This is a genomic window from Kitasatospora sp. NPDC029367 (assembly GCF_055569135.1).
The window spans coordinates 13713-32567 of the sequence record NZ_JBVHYH010000008.1 but is presented as its reverse complement, the minus strand read 5'-3'; the positions used below and the strand labels follow the sequence as shown (position 1 = coordinate 32567).

The window sequence follows — 18855 nt, the reverse complement described above, 5'->3', positions numbered from 1 at the left end:
GCACGGCCGCAACGCGGTCTGTTCGAGGGTCAGACGCCGGGCCCGAGGCCGCCGGTTCCGCGCCTTCACCGCAAGGTCACGATTCGGAGGCGTACTCGACAAGCCCGTGTGAGAGGCGTCACCCTGTCTCTCATCCACGCGGGGAGGCTTGGATGGGCAAGAGCCGCAGAACTGTTCCCGAGGAACTCTTGCTGCTCGCTTTGGACCCGACCACGGGTACCACGGCGCAGCCGCAGACCCTCGACCTCGGACTCGCCGGGGCCCAGCTCGTCGAGCTGTCCCTGGCCGGACGGATCGTACCGGAGGGTGACCGGATCGCCGTCGTGCTCGCACGGCCGACCGGCGACCCGACCCTCGACCACGCACTGGAACTGCTGCGCCGACGCGGCAGTCCGGTCCGCGCGGCGCACTGGATCGGCGGGCCCCGGCTGGGGCTGCGACAGACGTACCTGGCGCACCTGGAGCGCTGCGGCATGGTCACGGCCGTGCCGGGACAGGTGTGCGGGGTACTGCCGACGACCCGGTACCAGGCGTCCGACGACTGCACCAACGCCGCGATCAAGCAGCGACTGGACACCGCGATCCGCACCGGCGTGCCGCCGGACCCGCGGACGGCCGCGCTCGCGGCCCTCGCCCACTCGGTGGGGCTGGGCAAGCACCTGTACCCGGGCAACGAGGGCCGGTCCTCACGGTCGCGGCTGCGCGATCTGATCCGGTACGACCCGTTGGGCGGGATGGTCGCGCACGCCGTGATGGACGTGCAGAACGGCCTGCCGGCGCAGCAGAACCGTTCATCCCAGGGTTCCGGGGCCACAGCCGGAGCCGGTTCCGGGCGCTCCGGTGCCCGTGCCACGGGCCGGGCCCCGGGCGGGCGGGTCCCCGCACCACGGGTCGGGGTGCGCTGACCCGGACCCCCGGCCCCGTACCGGGCGACAACCCGGACCATACGTCCGACAGGTCGTCCGACGGAGCGCCCGGCAGCGCGCAGCGCACCGTTCGCGCCCCTCGGCGGCGCTGAACGACCTTTCGCACATCTCCGCACCACCAGGACGACCGGTACCACCGGCGCCACCGGCACCGCCGGAGGCACCGGGAACACCGGAAGCACGAGAAGCACCAGGAGCACAGAGGGGCGGTCGCCCCGCGACGCAAGTCGCCCGGCGACCGCCCCTCTGCCGTTCCCGCAGGCCCGTCGGGGCCCACCGCAACTACCGGTTCGAGCCGCCGAGCCGCATTACCACCTGGGGGCTTTCGCTGTCTCACAGACGCGCTTTTCCGATGATCTGTTCTACTGCGCTGCTGTGATTCCCCGGCGCCGACCTGGCCCAAGGTGACATGCTGCTCCAAGTCAGGGGGGTTGGTCCCAATGTCCGAAGTGTTCCGAGGGCTGCCGTTCCAACGATCACCAGAGGTTCGGCCGGAGGTCGACGTGTCCGCGAACATCAATCCCACCGTGCGCCGCCGACGCCTCGGCTCCGAGCTGCGCAAACTCCGCGAGGGCCTGGGCATGACGGCGGAGGAGGTGGCCGGCCGTCTGATGGTCTCCCAGTCGAAGATCAGTCGGCTGGAGAACGGCCGCCGCAGCATCAGCCAGCGCGACGTGCGCGATCTCTGCGACGTGTACAACGTGGCGGACGAGCAGATGCGCGGCAGCCTGATGGAGATGGCCAAGGAGTCCCGCCAGCGCGGCTGGTGGCACGACTTCAACGACATGCCGACCCCGTACAGCGTCTACATCGGGCTGGAGGCCGAGGCCTCCTCGATCCGCGCGTACGAGTCCTCCTTCATCCCCGGCCTGTTGCAGACCGAGCAGTACGCCCAGGCGGTGGTCGAGGGCACCCAGCCGGACACCGACGCGATCGCGGTGCAGCGCCGGGTCCAGGTGCGGATGAAGCGCCAGGAGCGCGTCCACGGCGACAACCAGCTCGGCAGCCTGTGGACCGTCATAGACGAGGCGGCGCTGCGCCGCGAGGTCGGCAGTCGCGAGATCATGGCCCGCCAGCTGCGGCAGATGCTGGAGCTGAGCCTGCGCCCGAACATCACCATCCAGGTGATCCCGTTCTCGCACGGCGCCCACCCCGGCATGACCGGGACATTCTCCCTGCTGGAGTTCCCGGAGTCAGCCGATTCCACGGTTGTCTACTTCGAAGGTGTGACGAGCGATCTCTACCTGGAGAAGGAGGCCGATGTGCGCCGCTATACCGGTCTGTACGACTACCTGAGAGCGGCCGCACTCGGTGTCGCGGAGAGCCGGTCGCTGATAGCCGACATCGAAGAGGGATACCACGAATGAGCACCGCCGCCGAGCACGGAACCCGTTGGCGCAAGAGCAGTCACAGTGGAGGCCAGGGCGCCTGCGTGGAGATCGCCGGACCGGCCGCGGGTGCGGTCGCGGTCCGGGACTCCAAGGACCCGGCCGGTCCGCAGCTGCGCTTCTCCACCCAGGCCTGGAACGCCTTCGCGTCCGCCGCGGCGGCGGGGGCCTTCGGCGAGGTCTGAACGGGATCCGTGCTCGGCCCAGTTGCCCGTAGCGCTGTCCGTCGCCCCGAGCGGCGGCGGTCGGAGCTACGGGCAACTGCCGTTCCGGGGGCCCTCGTCCGTACGGCCGGCGGCCCGTACGACAGCCGCCCGTACGAGAGCGGCCCGTACGACAGCCGCCCGTACGAGAGCGGCCCGTACGACAGCGGCCTGTACGCGAGCGGCCCGCGCGCCGCCGTTCAGTGCCCCGGCGTTCAGTGCGCCACCGGGTAGCGGGTGGCCCAGTCGGCCCCCTCCTGGCTCTGCGGGTCGTGCAGTTCGGTGCCGTGCATCAGCTCCAGGGTGAAGTCGTCGGCGAGTTCGAGGATCGCTCCGCGCCCCTCCAGCCCCGCCACCAGACCCGGCGGTAGCGCGGTGTCGCCGTGCAGCACCCCGAGCAGGTTGCCGCATATCGAGCCGGTGGAGTCGCTGTCCCCGGAGTGGTTGACGGCCAGCAGCAGGCCGGAGCGGACGTCGTGGGCGACCAGCGCGCAGTAGACCCCGATGGCGAGCGCCTCCTCGGCGACCCAGCCCTCCCCCAGGGCCTCGACCCGTTCGGCGGACGGCTCGCCGGCCCGGACCGCGTCCAGCGCAGCGCGCAGCGCGGCGGTGGTCTCCTCGTGCGCGTGCCGTTCGGAGAGCAGGGCCAGCGCCAGGTGCACGCCCTCCTCCAGGGTGCCGCCGCGGGCGACGGCCTGGACGATCACCGCGAAGGCGCCCGCCGCGAGGTAGCCGGTGGGGTGGCCGTGGGTGAGCACCGAGCACTCCACCGCGAGCTGGAACACCAGGCCCGGCTCCCAGGTGGTGAGCAGCCCGAAGGGCGCCGCCCGCACCACCGTGCCGCAGCCCTTGGAGTGCGGGTTCTTGGGCCGGTCCAGGGTGCCGAGGCGCTCGCCGTCCGGGCCGGTGAGGCCGGTCAGGCAGCCCTGGCCGGGGGCGCGCCGGGCGTACAGCCACTCCTCGCGGCCGAGCCAGCCGAGGTCGGGGCGGCGCTCGTCCGGGCCCCAGTCGCGCTGGGTGGCGGCCCAGCGCAGGTAGGCCAGGTGCAGGTCGGTGGGCGGGTGCCAGCTGCCGGTGTCGCGCCGGATGTGGGCGCGGATCAGGCCGTCCACGGTGAACAGGCTGAGCTGGGTGTCGTCGGTGACGGCGCCGGTGCGCCCGTGGGCGGGGAGGTAGCCGGTGACGCCCTGCGGGCCGTGCTGGGCCCGGATCTTCTCCAGCGGCTCGAACTCGACGCCGGCGCCGAGCGCGTCACCGATGGCACCGCCGAGCAGGCAGCCGCGCACCCGGCTGCGGAAGTCCTGCTGCTGGGCTCGTGACCACAGTGGCATCACGACGGGGCGCCTTTCGTCGGGGTCGGGGGCCGCGTGCGACACCACGGCCGCCGACGCGCCCTGGCACTGTACTTCGAAGGTTCGAACGGATCGACGGGATCCCTCGCACTCCGGTGCCGGCCCGCCCACCGCACCCCCACGTGCCCCCCGCGCCCGGCCCGCCGACCGCACCCCGCGCGCCCACACGTCCGGCCCACGTCCGGCCCACGTCCGGCCCGCCGACGGTGCGGCGGGCCGGACGCCCGGCGCCTCAGTCCAGGACCGGCAGCAGCTCCGGCAGGTGCCCGTCCGAGGCGAGCGCCGCCGCCCGCCGCTCGGCGGACACCTCGCCGTAGACGGTGGTGCGCTGGCGGTGCGGGCGGCCGGCGGCCTCGGCGATCGCCTGGAGGTCGCGCACCGACTTGTAGCTGCCGTACGCCGAACCGGCCATCCGCGAGATGGTCTCCTCCATCAGCGTGCCGCCGAGGTCGTTGGCGCCGGAGCGGAGCATCTCGGCCGCGCCCTCGGCGCCCAGCTTGACCCAGCTGGTCTGGATGTTGGGGATGTGCGGGTGCAGCAGCAGCCGGGCCATCGCGACCACGGCGCGGTTGTCCCGGGCGGTCGGGCCGGGGCGGGCGATGCCGGCCAGGTAGACCGGGGCGTTGGTGTGGATGAACGGGAGGGTGACGAACTCGGTGAAGCCGCCGCTGCTGTTGGATTCGAGCGAGCGTTGCTGGATCTCGGCGAGCAGCCGCAGGTGCCCGAGCCAGTGCGCGGGGGTGTCCACGTGCCCGTACATCATGGTGGACGAGGAGCGGATGCCCAGCTCGTGCGCGGTGGTGACCACCTCGACCCAGGTCGCGGCCGGCAGCTTGCCCTTGGTGAGCACCCAGCGGACCTCGTCGTCGAGGATCTCGGCGGCGGTGCCGGGGATGGTGTCCAGGCCGGACTCCTTGGCCCGCTGCAGCCAGTCGCGGATCGACAGGCCCGTCCTGGTGGCCCCGTTGACCACCTCCATCGGGGAGAAGGCGTGCACGTGGATGCCGGGGACCTTCTCCTTCACCGCGCGGGCGATGTCGAAGTAGGCGGTGCCGGGCAGGTCCGGGTGGATGCCGCCCTGCATGCACACCTCGGTGGCGCCCACCTCCCAGGCCTGGGCGGCCCGTTCGGCGACCTGCTCCAGGGAGAGGGTGTAGGCGTCGGCGTCGGTGCGGCGCTGGGCGAAGGCGCAGAAGCGGCAGCCGGTGTAGCAGACGTTGGTGAAGTTGATGTTCCGGGTGACGCAGTAGGTGACCTCCTCGCCGACCGCCGACCGGCGGACGTCGTCGGCGATCCGGCACAGGGCGTCCAGGGCCGGGCCGTCCGCGTGGAAGAGCGCCAGCGCGTGGTCGTCGGTGAGCTTCGTCGGGTCGTCGGCGGCCACCGCCAGCGCCTCGCGCAGGTCCCCGGCGAGGCGCTCGGGCGCGCCCTTGGCCAGCACCTGCTCGCGCAGCACCTCCCAGTCGCCGTACACGTCCTCGAAGTCGGCCCGGCGGTCGCCGGTGCGGCCCTCGGTGTCGACGGCGGTGTGCAGGTCGGTCCGACCGTACGACTCGGGCAGGTCCTCGGGCTCCTGCCAGGGGCGGCCCAGGACGGTCGCGTCCGGGTTGGCCAGGCCGGTGGCCGGGTCGGCCAGGGCGCGGACGTGCGGCAGCACCCGCGGGTCCAGCCAGGGTTCGCCGCGCAGCACGTACTCGGGGTAGACGGCGAGGCGCTCGCGCAGTTCGAAGCCGGCCGCGGCGGAGCGCTCGGCGAGGCGGTCGATCTGCGGCCAGGGGCGCTCGGGGTTGACGTGGTCCGGGGTGAGCGGGGAGACGCCGCCCCAGTCGTCGATGCCCGCGGCGATCAGCCGCTCGTACTCGCCGTCGACCAGGTTCGGCGGCGCCTGGAGGCAGGCGGTCGGGCCGAGCAGGTGCCGGGCGACGGCCACCGTGGCGACCAGTTCGTCCAGTTCGGCGTCGGGCATGCCGCGCATCGCGGTGTCCGGCTTGGCCCGGAAGTTCTGCAGGATCAGTTCCTGGATGCCGTGGTAGGCGCGGGAGACCTTGCGCAGCGCGAACAGCGACTCGGCGCGTTCCTCGTACGTCTCGCCGATGCCGATCAGCAGGCCGCTGGTGAAGGGGACGGAGCTGCGTCCCGCGTCCTCCAGCACCCGCAGCCGGACGGCGGGCTCCTTGTCCGGGGAGCCGAAGTGCGGGCCGCCGGGCTCGCTCCACAGCCGGGTGGCGGTGGTCTCCAGCATCATGCCCATCGAGGCGGAGACGGGCTTGAGGCGCTGGAAGTCCGTCCAGCTCAGCACCCCGGGGTTGAGGTGCGGCAGCAGGCCGGTCTCCTCCAGGATGCGGATGGACATGGCCCGGACGTAGGCGACGGTGTCGTCGTAGCCGTGCGCGTCCAGCCACTCGCGGGCCTCGGGCCAACGGTCCTCGGGCTTGTCGCCGAGGGTGATCAGGGCTTCCTTGCAACCGAGTTCGGCTCCGCGCCGGGCCACCTCCAGCACCTCGTCCGGGGACATGAACATCCCGTGCCCGGCCCGGCGCAGCTTGCCGGGGACGGTGGCGAAGGTGCAGTAGTGGCACTTGTCGCGGCAGAGCCGGGTGAGCGGGATGAACACGCTCTTGGAGTAGGTGATGACGCCGGGGCGGCCGGCCGCCTCCAGGCCGGCGTCGCGCACCCGGGCGGCGCTCGCACACAGGTCGCGCAGGTCCTCGCCTCTGGCCTGGAGCAGTACGGCGGCCTCGGTCGGGTCGAGGGCCACGCCGTCCCGGGCGCGGCGCAGGGCGCGCCGCATGGCGTTCGCGGTCGGAGGGTTGCTTGCGTCCGTTGCGGTTCCGTCCATGGCGCGACCCTACGCCAGGGTGGTACGGCAGGATGACCCAACCCTGAGGCCGTCTCAGGGTCGGCGTACCCCGTCAGGTTCACCTCGAAGTGCCCCTGCAGGGCGATGACGTGGCGGCGGCACCGGCCTCTAATGGAGGAGCACGGCCAATCGCACGGGTTCGTAGAGGAGTTGAGGACGCCATGACCAATGGGACGGCAGGGGAAGACCGTTCGGACGGCGGGGTGCCGTACCGCTCACGGCGGCGCACCATGGTGCGGGTCGGGGTGCCGGTGGCGGTGGTCGCGGTGATCGCCGCCGGGGTCGGGCTGGTGCCGGCGCTGGCCGCCGACTCGCCGCCGGATCTGCCGCAGCTGTCCGCCGAGCAGGTGGTGGCCAAGGTGCTCGGCTCGGACGCCCAGACCCTGTCCGGGACGGTCTCCGTCTCCACCGACCTCGGGGTGCCCAGCCAGCTGCTGGGCGCGGCCGCGGGCGGCCTCGGTGCGGCGGCCGGACACGGCAGCGGGAACGACGGGGGCGGCGCGGGCGCGGACCCGCAGGCCAAGCTGCTCGGCCTGCTCGGCGGCGACCAGACGCTGCGGGTCGCGGTGGACGGCCCGGACCGTCAGCGGGTCGACCTGATGGAGAACATGGCGGGCTACACCCTGGTCCGCAACGGGGACCAGAGCTGGGCCTGGGACAGCTCGACCAACACCGCCCTGCACCTGACCGGGCGTCCGGCCGACCACGCCGGTCACGCCGATCACGCCGGGAAGCCGAAGGCCCCGCTGACCGGGGTGCCGACCACCCCGCAGGAGGCCGCGAAGCAGTTCCTGACCGGAAGCGCCGGCACCACCTCCGTCACGGTCGACGGGACGGCCAACGTGGCCGGGCAGAAGGCCTACCGGCTGAGCGTCAAGCCGACCCAGTCCGGCTCGACGATCTCCGAGGTGCGGATCTCGGTGGCGGCCGACAACGGGGTGCCGCTCGCGGTGGTGGTGAAGTCCACCGACGGCTCCACCGTGCTGGACGTGCACTTCACCGACGTGTCCTTCGCCAAGCCGGCCGCCAAGACCTTCGACTTCACCGTGCCCAAGGGCGCCAAGGTGACGGAGCGGAAGGCGGACGCGGCGGCGAAGAGCGCGCACGGCTCCCGCGACCAGGGCGCCCAGGACGTCCAGGGCTCGGCGGGCGAGCAGGCCAAGGGCCACGACGGCGTGAACGTGATCGGCGAGGGCTGGACGGCCGTGGTCTCCACCCAGCTGCCCGCCGCCGTCGGGGCGCCCGCCGCGGCGCCGAACGCCGACGGGCGGCAGGGCAAGCACCAGAGCCGGTCGGTGAACCCGCAGGCGCTGGTGAAGTCGCTCGGCAAGCCGGTCGGCGGCGGCACCCTGATCAGCACCAAGGTCGTCAACGTCCTACTCACCGACGACGGCCGGGTCTTCGCCGGTGCGGTGACCCTGTCGGTCCTCCAGCACGCCGCCGGGGTGAACTGACGAATGACCGACGCTCCCGTAACGGGGGACGTTACGGAGTCGGCCGGGGGTCCGGGCGCCGCGTCGCGCCCGGCCCCCGCTCCTTCCGCTCCTCCGGCCTCCCACACCGACCGCACCGACCGCACCGACCGCACCGACCGCACCGACGACGTGATCAGGACCCGCGGCCTGACCAAGCGCTTCCGCGGCGGCCAACTCGCCGTCGACGGCCTGGACCTGGCCGTACCGCGCGGCTCCGTGTTCGGCTTCCTCGGCCCCAACGGCTCCGGCAAGACCACCACCATCCGGATGCTGATGGGCCTGATCGCCCCCACCTCCGGCGCGGCCACCGTGCTCGGCGAGTCGATGCCGCAGTCCGTCGCCACCGTGCTGCCCCGGGTGGGCGCGCTGATCGAGGGCCCGGCGCTGTACGGCTTCCTCTCCGGCCGGGACAACCTGGTCCGCTTCGACGCGGCCGACCCGACCGCCGACCCGCGCACCCGCCGGCAGCGGGTGGAGACCGCGCTGGAGCGGGTCGGCCTGAGCGCCGCCGCCGGGAAGAAGGCCCGCGCCTACTCGCTCGGCATGAAGCAGCGGCTGGGCCTGGCCTCGGCGCTGTTGCAGCCGCGCGAGCTGCTGGTGCTGGACGAGCCGACCAACGGGCTGGACCCGCAGGGCATGCGGGAGATCCGGGCACTGGTGCGGGAGGTCGCGGCGGAGGGCACCACCGTGTTCCTCTCGTCGCACCTGCTGGACGAGATCGAGCAGGTCTGCACCCACGCGGCCGTGATGTCCCGGGGCCGGCTGGTCGTCCAGGGCACCGTGGCCGAGCTGGCCGCCCGGGCCCAGGGCCGGCTGGTGGTCCGCACCCCCGACGTGGCGCAGGCCGCCGAGGTGCTGGCCGCCCACCAGGTGGGCGCGCTGGTGCCCGGCGAGGGCCGGGTCGACGGCGAGCTGGGCGGGAGCGGCGAAGAGGCGCTGCCCAAGCTGTGTGCGGCGCTGGTCGAGGCCGGGGTCCGGGTGCACGGGTTCGGGCTGGAGCGGGGCACGTTGGAGGACGCCTTCGTGGCGCTGACCGGGGAGGGCTTCGATGTCGCGGGCTGAGGCTTCGGCGGCCGGGACGGCCACGGGCGGAACGACGACGGCGGACGGGACAACAGCGGACGGGACGGCGGCGGACGGAGCGGCCCCGGCCGGGACGGTGCTGCTCGCCGGACGGCGGCCGCAGACCGCGTCCGGCTTCCTGGCGCTGTTCCGCAACGAGCTGCACCTGACCTTCCGCCGGATGCGCACCAAGGTGCTGCTGGGCATCCTGGCGGCGCTGCCGGTCCTGATCGGGGTGATCGTCAAGCTCAACACCGACAGTCCGCGCGGCGGTGGCGGCGGTGCGCCGAGCTTCATCGCGCAGACCACCCAGAACGGCCTGTTCCTGGTGTTCACCGCGCTGGCGGTGGCCCTGCCGGTCTTCCTGCCGATGACGGTCGGCGTGGTCGCCGGGGACTCGGTGGCGGGCGAGGCGGCCACCGGGACGCTGCGCTACCTGCTGGTCGCCCCCGCCGGGCGGACCAGGCTGCTGGCCGCCAAGTTCACCGCCGGGCTGGTGTTCTGCCTGGCCGCCACCGCGGCGGTCGCGGTGACGGCGCTGGCCACCGGCGCCACCCTGTTCCCGCTCGGCGAGGTCACCCTGATCTCCGGGGACACCATCGGCTTCGGCGACGCCCTGCTGCGGGCGGTGCTGGTGGCCGGGGTGGTGGCCGCCTCCCTGGCCGGGCTGGTGGCGATCGGGCTGTTCGTCTCCACCCTCACCGGCAGCGGCATCGCGGCGATGGCCGCGACCGTCGGGCTGGTGATCACGGTGCAGATCCTGGACGCCTTCCCGCAGCTGGACGCGGTCCGGCCGTTCCTGTTCACCCACTACTGGATGAGCTTCTCGGACCTGCTGCGCGAGCCGATGTACTGGGACGGCGTGTGGAAGGACCTCGGCCTCCAGGCCGCCTACGTCGCCGTGTTCGGCTCGGCGGCCTGGGCCCGGTTCACCAGCCGCGACATCAGCGCCTGACGGGTTCCTTGGCCGCCCCCGCCGGGGCGGGCCGCGGCACGGTCGCGGTCCGCCCGGCCCGGTCCGCCCGCACCTGGCGCAGCGCGTCCCAGGTGAGCAGCGCGAGCGCGGCCCACACCAGGGCGAAGCCGGCCCAGCGCGCGGGCGGCATCGACTCGTGGAACACCGCGACGCCGATCAGGAACTGGAACACCGGCGCCAGGTACTGCAGCAGGCCGAGCACCGTCAGCGGCACCCGGACGGCGGCCGCGCCGAAGAACAGCAGCGGGACGGCGGTGATCACCCCGCTGACCACCAGCAGCGCGGAGTGCCCCCAGCCGTACGAGCCGGCCACGGTGTGCCCGAAGGTGCCGCGCCCGCTGAGCTCCAGGTAGACGAGGTAGCCGAGGGCGAAGGGGAACATGAAGGCGCTCTCCGCGGCCAGGCTCTCCAGCCCGCTCAGCCCGACCTGCTTCTTCAACAGGCCGTAGGTGGCGAAGGAGAGCGCCAGGGTGAGCGCGACCCAGGGCAGCTGACCGTAGGCGGCGGTGAGCACCGCGACGGCGGCGGCGCCGATGCCGACGGCCGTCCACTGCACGGTGCGCAGCCGTTCCTTGAGCACCAGGACGCCGAAGCCGATGGTGACCAGGGGGTTGATGAAGTAGCCGAGGCTGGTCTCCACCACGTGGCCGTTGTTGACGGCCCAGATGTAGACGCCCCAGTTGACGGAGATCACGGTGGCCGCACCGGCCAGCATGGCGAGCCGGCGGGGCTGGCGCAGCAGCGGGCGTATCCAGCTCCAGTGCCGCTGGGCGACCAGCATCAGCACCACCGCGACCAGCGACCAGACCATCCGGTTGGCGAGGATGTCGTCGGCGGCGCCGGGCTCCAGCAGCGGCCAGAACAGGGGGAAGATCCCCCAGATCCCGTAGGCCGCCATGCCGTACCAGAGGCCTCGGCCGCTGTTCTGCTGGGTCGTCTGTGGCATGGCCGAGTGCCCTCCCGCGCGCGCGAATATCGATGCGACGGTAGCGGGCGGGAGGGCAGGCTGTCATCTCCGTTTCCGGATTTTGGTCATGACATTGCCTGAATGCTGGACGGCTCCGGCGACCGCGCCGGTCAGGCGCCGGTCGCCGGGCTGCTCAGGCGCCGGCCGACCGCGCTGGTCAGGCGCCCGCCAGCGCCTCGCGGACGGACCGCGCCAGCGGGGTGGTCGGGCGGCCGAGCAGCCGGGCCAGGTCGCCCGGGGTGCCGGCCAGCTCGCCGCGCGCGATGCCCGCGTCCACGTCGACCAGCGCCTCCGCGAAGCCCTGCGGCAGGCCCGCGCCGACCAGGGCCGCCAGGTGTTCGGCCGGGGTGACGTCGCGGTGCACGACCGGCTTGCCGGAGGCCTGCGCCAGCTCGGTGGCCAGCTCGGGCAGGCTCCAGGCGGTGTCGCCGCTCAGCTCGTACACCCGGCCCCGCTCGCCCGCCCCCTCACCCGTGTCGTCGCTCCCACCCCCGCCCAGCAGCACGGCGACCGCCGCGTCGGCGTAGTCCCGGCGCGGGGCGGTGGCCACCCGGCCCTCCCCGGCGCTGCCGAGCACCACCCCGCGCCCGACCGTGCCGGCCGCGTCGCCCAGGTAGTTCTCGGTGTACCAGCCGTTGCGCAGGAAGGCGTACGGGAGGCCGGAGGCGAGGATCAGCTCCTCGGTGGCCCGGTGCTCGTCGGCCAGCCGGAAGGTGGCCGCGGCCGGGATGCTGGTGTAGGCGAGCAGGGCGACCCCGGCCGCCCGCGCGGCCTCGACCACGGCCCGGTGCTGCGGGATCCGGCGGCCGACCTCGCTGCCCGAGATCAGCAGCACCCGGTCCCCGGCGGCGAAGGCGCCGGCCAGGCTCTCCGGCCGGTCGTAGTCGACCACCCGGACGTCGACCCCGCGCGCGGCCAGGTCGGCCGCCTTTCCGGCGGAGCGGACGGCGACCGCCACCTCGCCCGCGGGGACCTGCGACAGCAGGCCTTCGACGACAAGGCGGCCGAGCTGGCCGGTGGCTCCGGTGACGACGTACATGGGGTGCTCCTCTGGACGGGTTCTGACCTCGACACTCACCCTAGGACCGGCACTAACCTTTCGAAAGTACGCACTTCGAAGTAGGGTACTGACATGAAGGTGAGCAGCATGCGGATGGTGGGCGGGGCGCCGGTCGACGCGGTGCCGCCCCCGGCGAACGTCTTCGACCGGATGTGCCCGTCCCGGGGCGTGCTGGAGCACGTCACCAGCCGCTGGGGCGTGCTCGTCCTCGGCGCGCTGCGCGAGCGCGGCTACCGGTTCAGCGAACTGCGGCGGCAGGTCTCGGGGGTCAGCGAGAAGATGCTCGCCCAGACCCTCCAGACGCTGGAGCGGGACGGCTTCGTGCTGCGCGAGGCGCACCCGGTGATCCCGCCCAGGGTCGACTACAGCCTCACCCCGCTCGGGCGGGAGGCGGCGGAGCTGGTCGCGGCGCTCGCCCACTGGTCGGAGCGGCGGGTGGCCGCCGTGGTCGCAGCGCGCGAGGAGTACGACGGGCGGGCTACCGCTCCCTGATCAGGGCCTCCAGCCCGTCCAGCACCCGGGCCAGGCCGAAGGCGTACGCGTGGCCCGGGTCGTACGCGCCGCCGTGCGCCGCGCCCGCCGCGGCGCCCACCCTGGCCGCCACCGGGTGGCGCTCCGCCCACGGGAGGCGGCGGCTACCGTCTCCCCCATGACCAGCCCTCAGCCGCTTCCCGGCACGGACACCACCCAGGTCCTCCGCCCCCGGGTCACCTGCCGGCGCTGTCACCGGCCACTGCACGACCCGGAGTCGCGGATGCTCCGGCTCGGGCCGGAGTGCCGGGACCCGGCGGAGCGGGTCGCCCGGTTCGACGTGGACCAGGAGACCCTGCCGGGCGTGTAGGCCGCCGGCCGGGACCCGTGACGGGCCGGGGACCGGTGCTAGGAGCGGCCGAAGAGGCGGCGGAGCAGACCGGGGCGGGACCGCCCCGACTCCGCCGACCGTTGCCGTTGCCGCTGCCGCTGCGGGGGTTCGGGCACCGCCGGGCCGGACGCGTCGGCGTCCCCGGGGCGCTCAGCAGCCTCAGGACCCTCGCCACCCTCAGGGCCCTCGGCGTCCTCCGGTCCCTTCGCGTCCTCGGCCTCCTCGGCCTCCTCGCCGTCCCGAGCGTCCCGGGCGTCCCGGGCGTCCCGGGCGTCGGCCTCCGCCAGCAGCTGCCGGGCGAGCTCGCGGTCGGACCGCTCCACCCACGGCGCGGCCAGCACCAGGGCGCAGTACGAGCGCAGGATCGTCACCACCCGGCTGCGGCTCGCCCGGGCGCTGTAGTGCAGCCGCTGCCGCAGCAGTGCGGCGATGTCGGCGCGGGCGGCGGGGTGGGTCCAGCCGATCGCGACCAGGGCGAAGCCGGCCGCCTCGACCACCCAGTCCTCCGGGCCGAGCAGCAGGTCGCGCAGCACCCGGCGCCGTTCGGAGCCCTCCCAGGGCTGGTCGGTGCGGTGGTGGGCGATGCCGAGGCAGGCGAAGGCCTGGACGGCGCGCACCCACAGCTCGGGCTGGTGGGCGAGCAGCGCGCGGCCGAGGTCGTCCTCGCGCGGCAGTGGCGGGTGGACCAGCACGCCGAGCAGCTCGTCCAGCGGGAGCCCGGCCAGCCGGACGGCGTGGTCGTAGGCGGCGGGGACGGTCGGCCAGACGATCTCGGCCGTGGCGCGCACGAGGTCGGCGCTCGCCGGGGCGGGCGCGGCGACGGCCGGGCGCGGGTCGGTGCCGTCCCAGGCCCAGATCCGGGTGGTGGGCTCGGTCAGCGGCAGCCGGGGGTCGGGCTCGCCAACGGAGCGGTAGGACACCGTGGAGCGCGGCAGCGCGAGGTGCACGGCCAGCACCGAGCTGGGCGGCTCGACGGCGGAGGCGGTGCAGTCGACCTCGGTGTCGCGGCCGGCGCCGGACGAACCGAGCACCTGGTGCAGCACGTTGACGGTCGCCTCGGTGGTGCCGGAGACCATGCCGAGCCAGGGCTCCCGGTGGCTGAGCCGCTCCAGCAGGTCCTGGGCGTAGGCGTGGTCGGGGTGGTCCCGGTGGTGGTCGGCGAGGGCGAGCAGGTGGACCGCCTCGCCGTCGACGGCGTGCCGCAGCCCGTACAGGGCGGGGCCGGCCTTGGGGTGCCCGGGTTCGGCGGCGAGGACCCGCTCCAGCCAGGGCAGGCCCTCGGCGGGCCGGCCGAGGACGCCGTACAGCTCGGCGACGTCCACGGCGAGGTAGCCGCTGGAGTTGCCCTCGGCCGGTGCGACCCGGGCCAGTTCGGCCTCCCAGACGGCGAGCGCGTGCTCGGGGCGGCCGTCGGCGCGCAGGGCGTTGCCGAGCATCACGGCGGGCAGGTAGTCGGGGGCCAGCCGGTGGGCCCGCTCGGCGAGTTCGACGGCGCGGGCGGTGGCGCCGAAGCGGCGGGTCAGGCCGGAGGCCATCGCCAGCAGCAGCGGGTGGTCGGGGTGGCGGGCCACCACGGCCCGCAGGAAGCGCTCGAAGGGTCTCACGGCGTCGGCGAGTTCGGCGGGCAGCGGGTCCGGCAGCGCACCGGCGGCGCGGGCCACCGCCTGGGCGACGGCGTCCGGGTCGACCAGGGTGGGCAGGTCTTCGCGGGCGAGCCAGGCGGTGTGCGCCCAGGGGCGGGCCGGCTCGTACTGGATCGCCGAGGCGAGCAGGCCGACGGCGGTGTCCCAGTCCCCGGCGGCGGCCTCCACGTGGGCGCGGCAGACGACCGTGCCCAGGTAGACCTCGCCGTCCAGCGGGAACAGCTCGCGGGCCGCGGCGGGGCCGCCGGTGGCGGCGCACAACTCGGCCAGGGCCTCGTGCAGTTCGGGCAGCTGGGGGTCGGCGAGGATGGCGTCGGCGAGGTGGTCGGCGGCGTGGCCGAGGTCGCCGGAGTCGATCGCCAGCCGGGCGACGGCCACCTCGCCCTCGGCCGCCAGCCGTTCGTCGCCGTCGTCGTCGGTGTGCGCCATGCCCTGTCCCCCGGTCGCGGTCGCGCGGTGTTCGCTGGTTCCTCGGTCCTCGTGCGCGGACGAGGCTATCCGGTGCGTATGACTGGCGGATGATCACCCCGCGATGGGCGCGGCGGACAACTGCCCCGTCGGACAAGACCCTTACCAGTGGTTCAGACCTGAGAAGGGTCCGGCTCCGGGGCAGCGGCCACCACGATGACTCCGGTGCTTCGTCCCGGGGCAAAAGCGTTCGCGCCCGCCACGCCGCGGCTGCCACCATGCGGGCGTGACGACGCTCTTCCTGATGGTCGGGCTGCCCGGCGCCGGAAAGACGACCCTGGCACGCCGACTCGCCGCGGAGCACCGGGCGGTCCGGCTGAGCCCGGACGAGTGGATGCTCCCGCTGTTCGGCACGGCCGAGGCGGAGGGCAAGCGGGACGTGCTGGAGGGCCGCCTGCTCTCGCTCGGCCTGGAGGCGCTGCGCGCGGGCACCGACGTCGTCGTCGACTTCGGCTGCTGGGGGCGCGACGAACGCTCCGCGATCCGCTGGCTGGCGGCCGCGGCCGGGGCGTCCTGCCGACTCCTCTACCTCCCGGTGGACGTGCACACCCAGCGCGCCCGGATCGCCCACCGCTGGGCCGCGACCCCGGACGAGACCTTCCCGATGACCGAGGCCGACATCCTCGACGGCCGCGCCCACTTCGAGGAGCCCGACCCCGCCGAGCTGGCCGGCCACCACCTCGACCCGCCCCCGGCCCCCTGGCCCGACTGGCACGCCTGGGCCGCCGCCCGCTGGCCGTCCTTCGCCTGACGGGCCCGGCCCGTCTGTGGAGCGGGAGGTCGGACCGGCCGACTTCCCGTTCCGGGCATCAGCCGATCGAGTGAACGGTGTCAGTGGCGTCTGCTGGACTGCACGCAGGACCGAGACGAGGAGGTGGCAGCCGGGATGGGTGTGCTGACCGACTACTTCCGCGCACCTGACGCGGAGGCCGTGGTGCGGGCGTTGGACGCGGCCGACGGCTCACTGGCCGCCGTCCGCGCGGACTTCGACGTGGTCGAGGCCAAGCGGATCGACCCGGGCGTCGTGCTGGCGCAGCTCGTCGCGGCGATCCGGGCGGAGCCGTGGCGGGTCGACCTCGTGGAGGACACGCCGATCTGGCCGACCACCCCGCGCCCCGGCCCGGACGGGCCCCGGGGCGAGGACGATCCGTGGGCGACCGGCCCGTGGGCGTTCGAACTCGACGACGCGACCCGCGACACTCTCGCCGAGCTGCCCGACGAGCGGATACCGGAGGCCGTCCGGCAGTGGGCGGAGGCGGAGGAGTGGGGTGGGGTGGATCCGGCGGATCTCGCCCCACTGGCCGGGGAGTTGATCGCCCTCGCCCGCCGGGCGCGGGCGGCGGGCGAACGGCTGTACTGCTGGATCTGCCTGTAGCGGGGCGGTCCTGCCCTCAGCGGGTGATCGGGGCGGCTCCGGTCGCGGCGAGGGAGACGTCCCAGAGGCGGGCCGCCGAACCGGGGTCGAGGGCGTACGCGCGGACGCCGCCGTCGTCCATCGGCTCCCCGGGTGCGGCGACGCGGGCGACCTCGCAGTCCTCCAGGTAGAGCCCGCCGCGGCCGTCGAGGAGCGGGGAGGTCGCCGCCCACAGGCCGGTGGCGGCGCCCTGGGAGGGGGACTTGAAGTCCGCCCCGACGACCACGCCCCGCTCGTCCACCCAGCCGCGGTCGACCTGCTCCCGGAGCGTCAGCTCCCGCTGGAGGCCGGTGATGACCTTGCCGGGGTGGAGCGCGAAGGCCCGGACGCCGTCCGCCCGCCCGAGCACGTCGAGGTGCGCAGCGAACAGCACGTTGGCGGTCTTGGACTGGCCGTACGCGAGCCACTTGTCGTACCCGTGGTGGAAGTGCGGGTCGTGCCACCGGATGTCGGTGAGGGCGTGCCCGGCCGAGCTGTTGACGACCACCCGGGCCCCGCGCGCCGCGAGCAACGGGTGGAGCGCGCGGGCGAGCGCGAAGTGTCCGAGGTGGTTGGCGGTGAACTGCCCCTCCCAGCCCGGCCCGACGCGCCGCTCCGGGGTGGCCATCACCCCGGCGACGGCGAACAGCAGGTCGATGTGCCGGGTGGCCCCGGCGATCAGCTCGGCGGCGGCGCGCACGCTGTCGAGGTCGGTGAGGTCCGCCGGAACGACCTCGCAGCCGTCGAGGTGGCGCAGCGCGTCGCGGGCGGGCTCCGGCCGGCGGGCCGGCACGATCACCCGGGCGCCGGCCGCGCTCAGGGCCCGTACGGTCTCCAGGCCGAGGCCGGAGGCGCCGCCGGTCACGACGGCGGTCCGGCCGGAGAGGTCGAGGCCGGCCATGACGGCCTCGGCGGTGCTGGTGGCGCAGAAGGGCGAGCCGAGCGGCTGCTGTTCGTCGGTGGTCATGGCGAGGACGGTAGGAGCTGGAGTGCGGTCCAGCTCAAGTCCGTCGCCTCCGAACTAGGCTGGGCGCCATGGCGGGTGACGGGAACGGGGACGGGGACAGGGACGGGAACGGGGACGGCGCGGCGGAGCTGGGCATCGGCGAGGTGGCGGAGCGGACCGGGCTCAGCGTGGACGCCCTGCGCTTCTACGAGCGCGAGCGCCTGCTGGTCGAGCCGGTCCGGCGCACCGCGGGCGGCCGTCGGCGCTACGGCGCGTTCGACGTGGAGTGGCTGCGGATCTGCGTCAAGCTGCGCGAGTCCGGCATGCCGCTCGCCGAGCTGCGGCGCTTCGCCGAGCTGGTGCGACGGGGCCCGGGCAACGAGGCCGAGCGGCTGCGCCTGCTCGACGCCCACCAGCAGCGCGTCGACGAGCGGATCCGGGCGTTGGAGGAGTGCCGCTCGGTGATCGCCCGGAAGACCGCCGTCTACGCCGAGCACCTCGCGCGCGGCGAGGCCACCGGCCTCTGGGACCCGACCGTCCGCCCGGGCCGGCCGCCCGCTACGGGAGCACCGGGAGTGCCGGAAGGGCCGGGAGCACCAGGGGCACCGGGAGCGTTGGAGGTGACGGAAGAATCGGCGGAGCCGGAACGCTGGACGGCGGGGGATCTCGCCTCGGCCTTCGCACCCGAACGGTAGGACGGTAGGACGGTAGGGACTGTGGCAACGACGAACGCTCCGATCGAGTGGGCCGGCGACCGGGTGTCCTTCCGGCCCGCCGCCCCGGCGGACACCGGCGAGGTGCTGGAGGTGCTGGACGAGGCGGCCGGCTGGCTGGGCGGGCGCGGTATCCGCCAGTGGCCGGACCGCTTCCCGCCCGGGTGGGTGGCCGCGGCGATCGAACGCGGCGAGACCTGGCTGGTGGACGTCGGCGACAAGACCGCCGGAACGGTCACCCTGGACTGGGCCGACGACCTGTGGGCGGATGTCGGCGGCACGGCCGGCTACGTGCACCGGCTCGCCGTCCGCCGGTCGGCCCGCGGCCTGGGCGCGGTGATCCTCGCCTGGGCCGAGGACCGCGCCCGCGAGCGCGGCGCGGCCGCCCTCCGCCTGGACTGCGTCTCCCACAACCGCTCGCTGCGCGACTACTACGAGCGCCGCGGCTTCACCCACCGCGGCGACGCCCGCTGGCTCGGCCTGCCGGGACAGCCGAAGGAGGACGTCCCGGTGCTCTGGATGAGCCGCTACGAGCGCCCGGTCGCCGACCCCCGGACCTGA

General features: G+C 74.4%; 18 protein-coding genes and 1 pseudogene. 12 read left to right on the top strand and 7 right to left on the bottom strand.

The annotated features are described in order from the left end of the window. The first annotated feature begins 152 nt into the window (after positions 1-152). The 3 genes from ACZ4W5_RS07020 (at position 153) to ACZ4W5_RS07010 (ending at position 2499) form a co-directional block, all read left to right on the top strand. A complete protein-coding gene (locus tag ACZ4W5_RS07020; protein ID WP_465653441.1) occupies positions 153-905 on the top strand; it encodes a GOLPH3/VPS74 family protein in 753 nt (250 codons plus the stop codon). A 524-nt stretch (positions 906-1429) separates the two neighbouring features. Then, entirely contained in the window at positions 1430-2293 is an 864-nt protein-coding gene (locus tag ACZ4W5_RS07015; protein WP_360245739.1) for a helix-turn-helix domain-containing protein, read from the top strand. Then, a complete protein-coding gene (locus ACZ4W5_RS07010; RefSeq protein ID WP_360245742.1) occupies positions 2290-2499 on the top strand; it encodes a DUF397 domain-containing protein in 210 nt (69 codons plus the stop codon). Before ACZ4W5_RS07015 ends, ACZ4W5_RS07010 begins: the two co-directional genes overlap by 4 nt. Positions 2500-2732: 233 nt before the next feature. Here the strand turns inward: ACZ4W5_RS07010 and ACZ4W5_RS07005 are convergent, their stop codons facing one another. Next, on the bottom strand, positions 2733-3848 hold the full coding sequence (locus ACZ4W5_RS07005) for an ADP-ribosylglycohydrolase family protein (protein ID WP_465653501.1): 1116 nt from the start codon (positions 3846-3848) through the stop codon (positions 2733-2735). Positions 3849-4101: 253 nt separating this feature from the next. Continuing rightward, on the bottom strand, positions 4102-6708 hold the full coding sequence (locus tag ACZ4W5_RS07000; protein ID WP_402486864.1) for a bifunctional FO biosynthesis protein CofGH: 2607 nt from the start codon (positions 6706-6708) through the stop codon (positions 4102-4104). A 182-nt stretch (positions 6709-6890) separates the two neighbouring features. On the opposite strand from ACZ4W5_RS07000, the gene ACZ4W5_RS06995 reads away from it, so the two are divergent. The 3 genes from ACZ4W5_RS06995 to ACZ4W5_RS06985 are packed head-to-tail and all read left to right on the top strand — an operon-like array spanning position 6891 to position 10221. Further along, on the top strand, positions 6891-8183 hold the full coding sequence (locus tag ACZ4W5_RS06995; RefSeq protein WP_465653438.1) for a LolA family protein: 1293 nt from the start codon (positions 6891-6893) through the stop codon (positions 8181-8183). Between the two features lie 3 nt (positions 8184-8186). Beyond that, complete coding sequence (locus ACZ4W5_RS06990; protein WP_465653436.1) at positions 8187-9266, top strand: ABC transporter ATP-binding protein; 1080 nt, start codon at positions 8187-8189, stop codon at positions 9264-9266. Further along, positions 9253-10221: an ABC transporter permease gene (locus ACZ4W5_RS06985; protein WP_465653434.1), complete on the top strand. Its 969-nt coding sequence runs from the start codon at positions 9253-9255 to the stop codon at positions 10219-10221. The genes ACZ4W5_RS06990 and ACZ4W5_RS06985 overlap by 14 nt, the downstream gene beginning before the upstream one ends. Here ACZ4W5_RS06985 and rarD read toward each other — a convergent pair. Together rarD and ACZ4W5_RS06975 are read right to left on the bottom strand one after the other, a co-directional pair. Further along, entirely contained in the window at positions 10211-11188 is a 978-nt protein-coding gene (gene rarD, locus ACZ4W5_RS06980; protein WP_360245760.1) for an EamA family transporter RarD, read from the bottom strand. The genes ACZ4W5_RS06985 and rarD overlap by 11 nt on opposite strands. Before the next feature lie 178 nt (positions 11189-11366). Then, positions 11367-12248 (bottom strand): SDR family oxidoreductase, encoded by an 882-nt coding sequence (locus ACZ4W5_RS06975; RefSeq protein WP_465653432.1) that lies wholly within the window; start codon positions 12246-12248, stop codon positions 11367-11369. 93 nt (positions 12249-12341) lie between these two features. On the opposite strand from ACZ4W5_RS06975, the gene ACZ4W5_RS06970 reads away from it, so the two are divergent. Next, the gene (locus ACZ4W5_RS06970; protein WP_402486848.1) at positions 12342-12761 is read left to right on the top strand and encodes a winged helix-turn-helix transcriptional regulator; all 420 of its coding nucleotides are present in this window, start codon (positions 12342-12344) and stop codon (positions 12759-12761) included. Here ACZ4W5_RS06970 and ACZ4W5_RS06965 read toward each other — a convergent pair. After that, the gene (locus ACZ4W5_RS06965) at positions 12748-12873 is read right to left on the bottom strand and encodes a hypothetical protein (RefSeq protein ID WP_465653430.1); all 126 of its coding nucleotides are present in this window, start codon (positions 12871-12873) and stop codon (positions 12748-12750) included. The genes ACZ4W5_RS06970 and ACZ4W5_RS06965 overlap by 14 nt on opposite strands. Before the next feature lie 45 nt (positions 12874-12918). On the opposite strand from ACZ4W5_RS06965, the gene ACZ4W5_RS06960 reads away from it, so the two are divergent. Continuing rightward, complete coding sequence (locus ACZ4W5_RS06960; RefSeq protein ID WP_465653428.1) at positions 12919-13110, top strand: DUF6011 domain-containing protein; 192 nt, start codon at positions 12919-12921, stop codon at positions 13108-13110. A 38-nt stretch (positions 13111-13148) separates the two neighbouring features. Here ACZ4W5_RS06960 and ACZ4W5_RS06955 read toward each other — a convergent pair whose 3' ends face one another. Beyond that, positions 13149-15203: a tetratricopeptide repeat protein gene (locus tag ACZ4W5_RS06955; protein WP_465653426.1), complete on the bottom strand. Its 2055-nt coding sequence runs from the start codon at positions 15201-15203 to the stop codon at positions 13149-13151. Between the two features lie 265 nt (positions 15204-15468). Between ACZ4W5_RS06955 and ACZ4W5_RS06950 the strand changes: the two genes are divergently transcribed. Both ACZ4W5_RS06950 and ACZ4W5_RS06945 read left to right on the top strand, forming a co-directional pair. Further along, the gene (locus ACZ4W5_RS06950; protein ID WP_465653424.1) at positions 15469-15993 is read left to right on the top strand and encodes a P-loop nucleotide/nucleoside kinase family protein; all 525 of its coding nucleotides are present in this window, start codon (positions 15469-15471) and stop codon (positions 15991-15993) included. Positions 15994-16128: 135 nt separating this feature from the next. Beyond that, positions 16129-16617: a hypothetical protein gene (locus ACZ4W5_RS06945; RefSeq protein ID WP_360244914.1), complete on the top strand. Its 489-nt coding sequence runs from the start codon at positions 16129-16131 to the stop codon at positions 16615-16617. Between the two features lie 16 nt (positions 16618-16633). Here ACZ4W5_RS06945 and ACZ4W5_RS06940 read toward each other — a convergent pair whose 3' ends face one another. Further along, positions 16634-17602, bottom strand: a complete 969-nt coding sequence (locus tag ACZ4W5_RS06940) for an oxidoreductase (protein ID WP_465653422.1) — start codon at positions 17600-17602, stop codon at positions 16634-16636. A 68-nt stretch (positions 17603-17670) separates the two neighbouring features. On the opposite strand from ACZ4W5_RS06940, the pseudogene ACZ4W5_RS06935 reads away from it, so the two are divergent. Continuing rightward, a pseudogene (locus ACZ4W5_RS06935) lies at positions 17671-18117 on the top strand (MerR family transcriptional regulator); the annotation flags it as partial. A gap of 180 nt (positions 18118-18297) precedes the next feature. Beyond that, complete coding sequence (locus ACZ4W5_RS06930) at positions 18298-18855, top strand: GNAT family N-acetyltransferase (RefSeq protein ID WP_465653420.1); 558 nt, start codon at positions 18298-18300, stop codon at positions 18853-18855.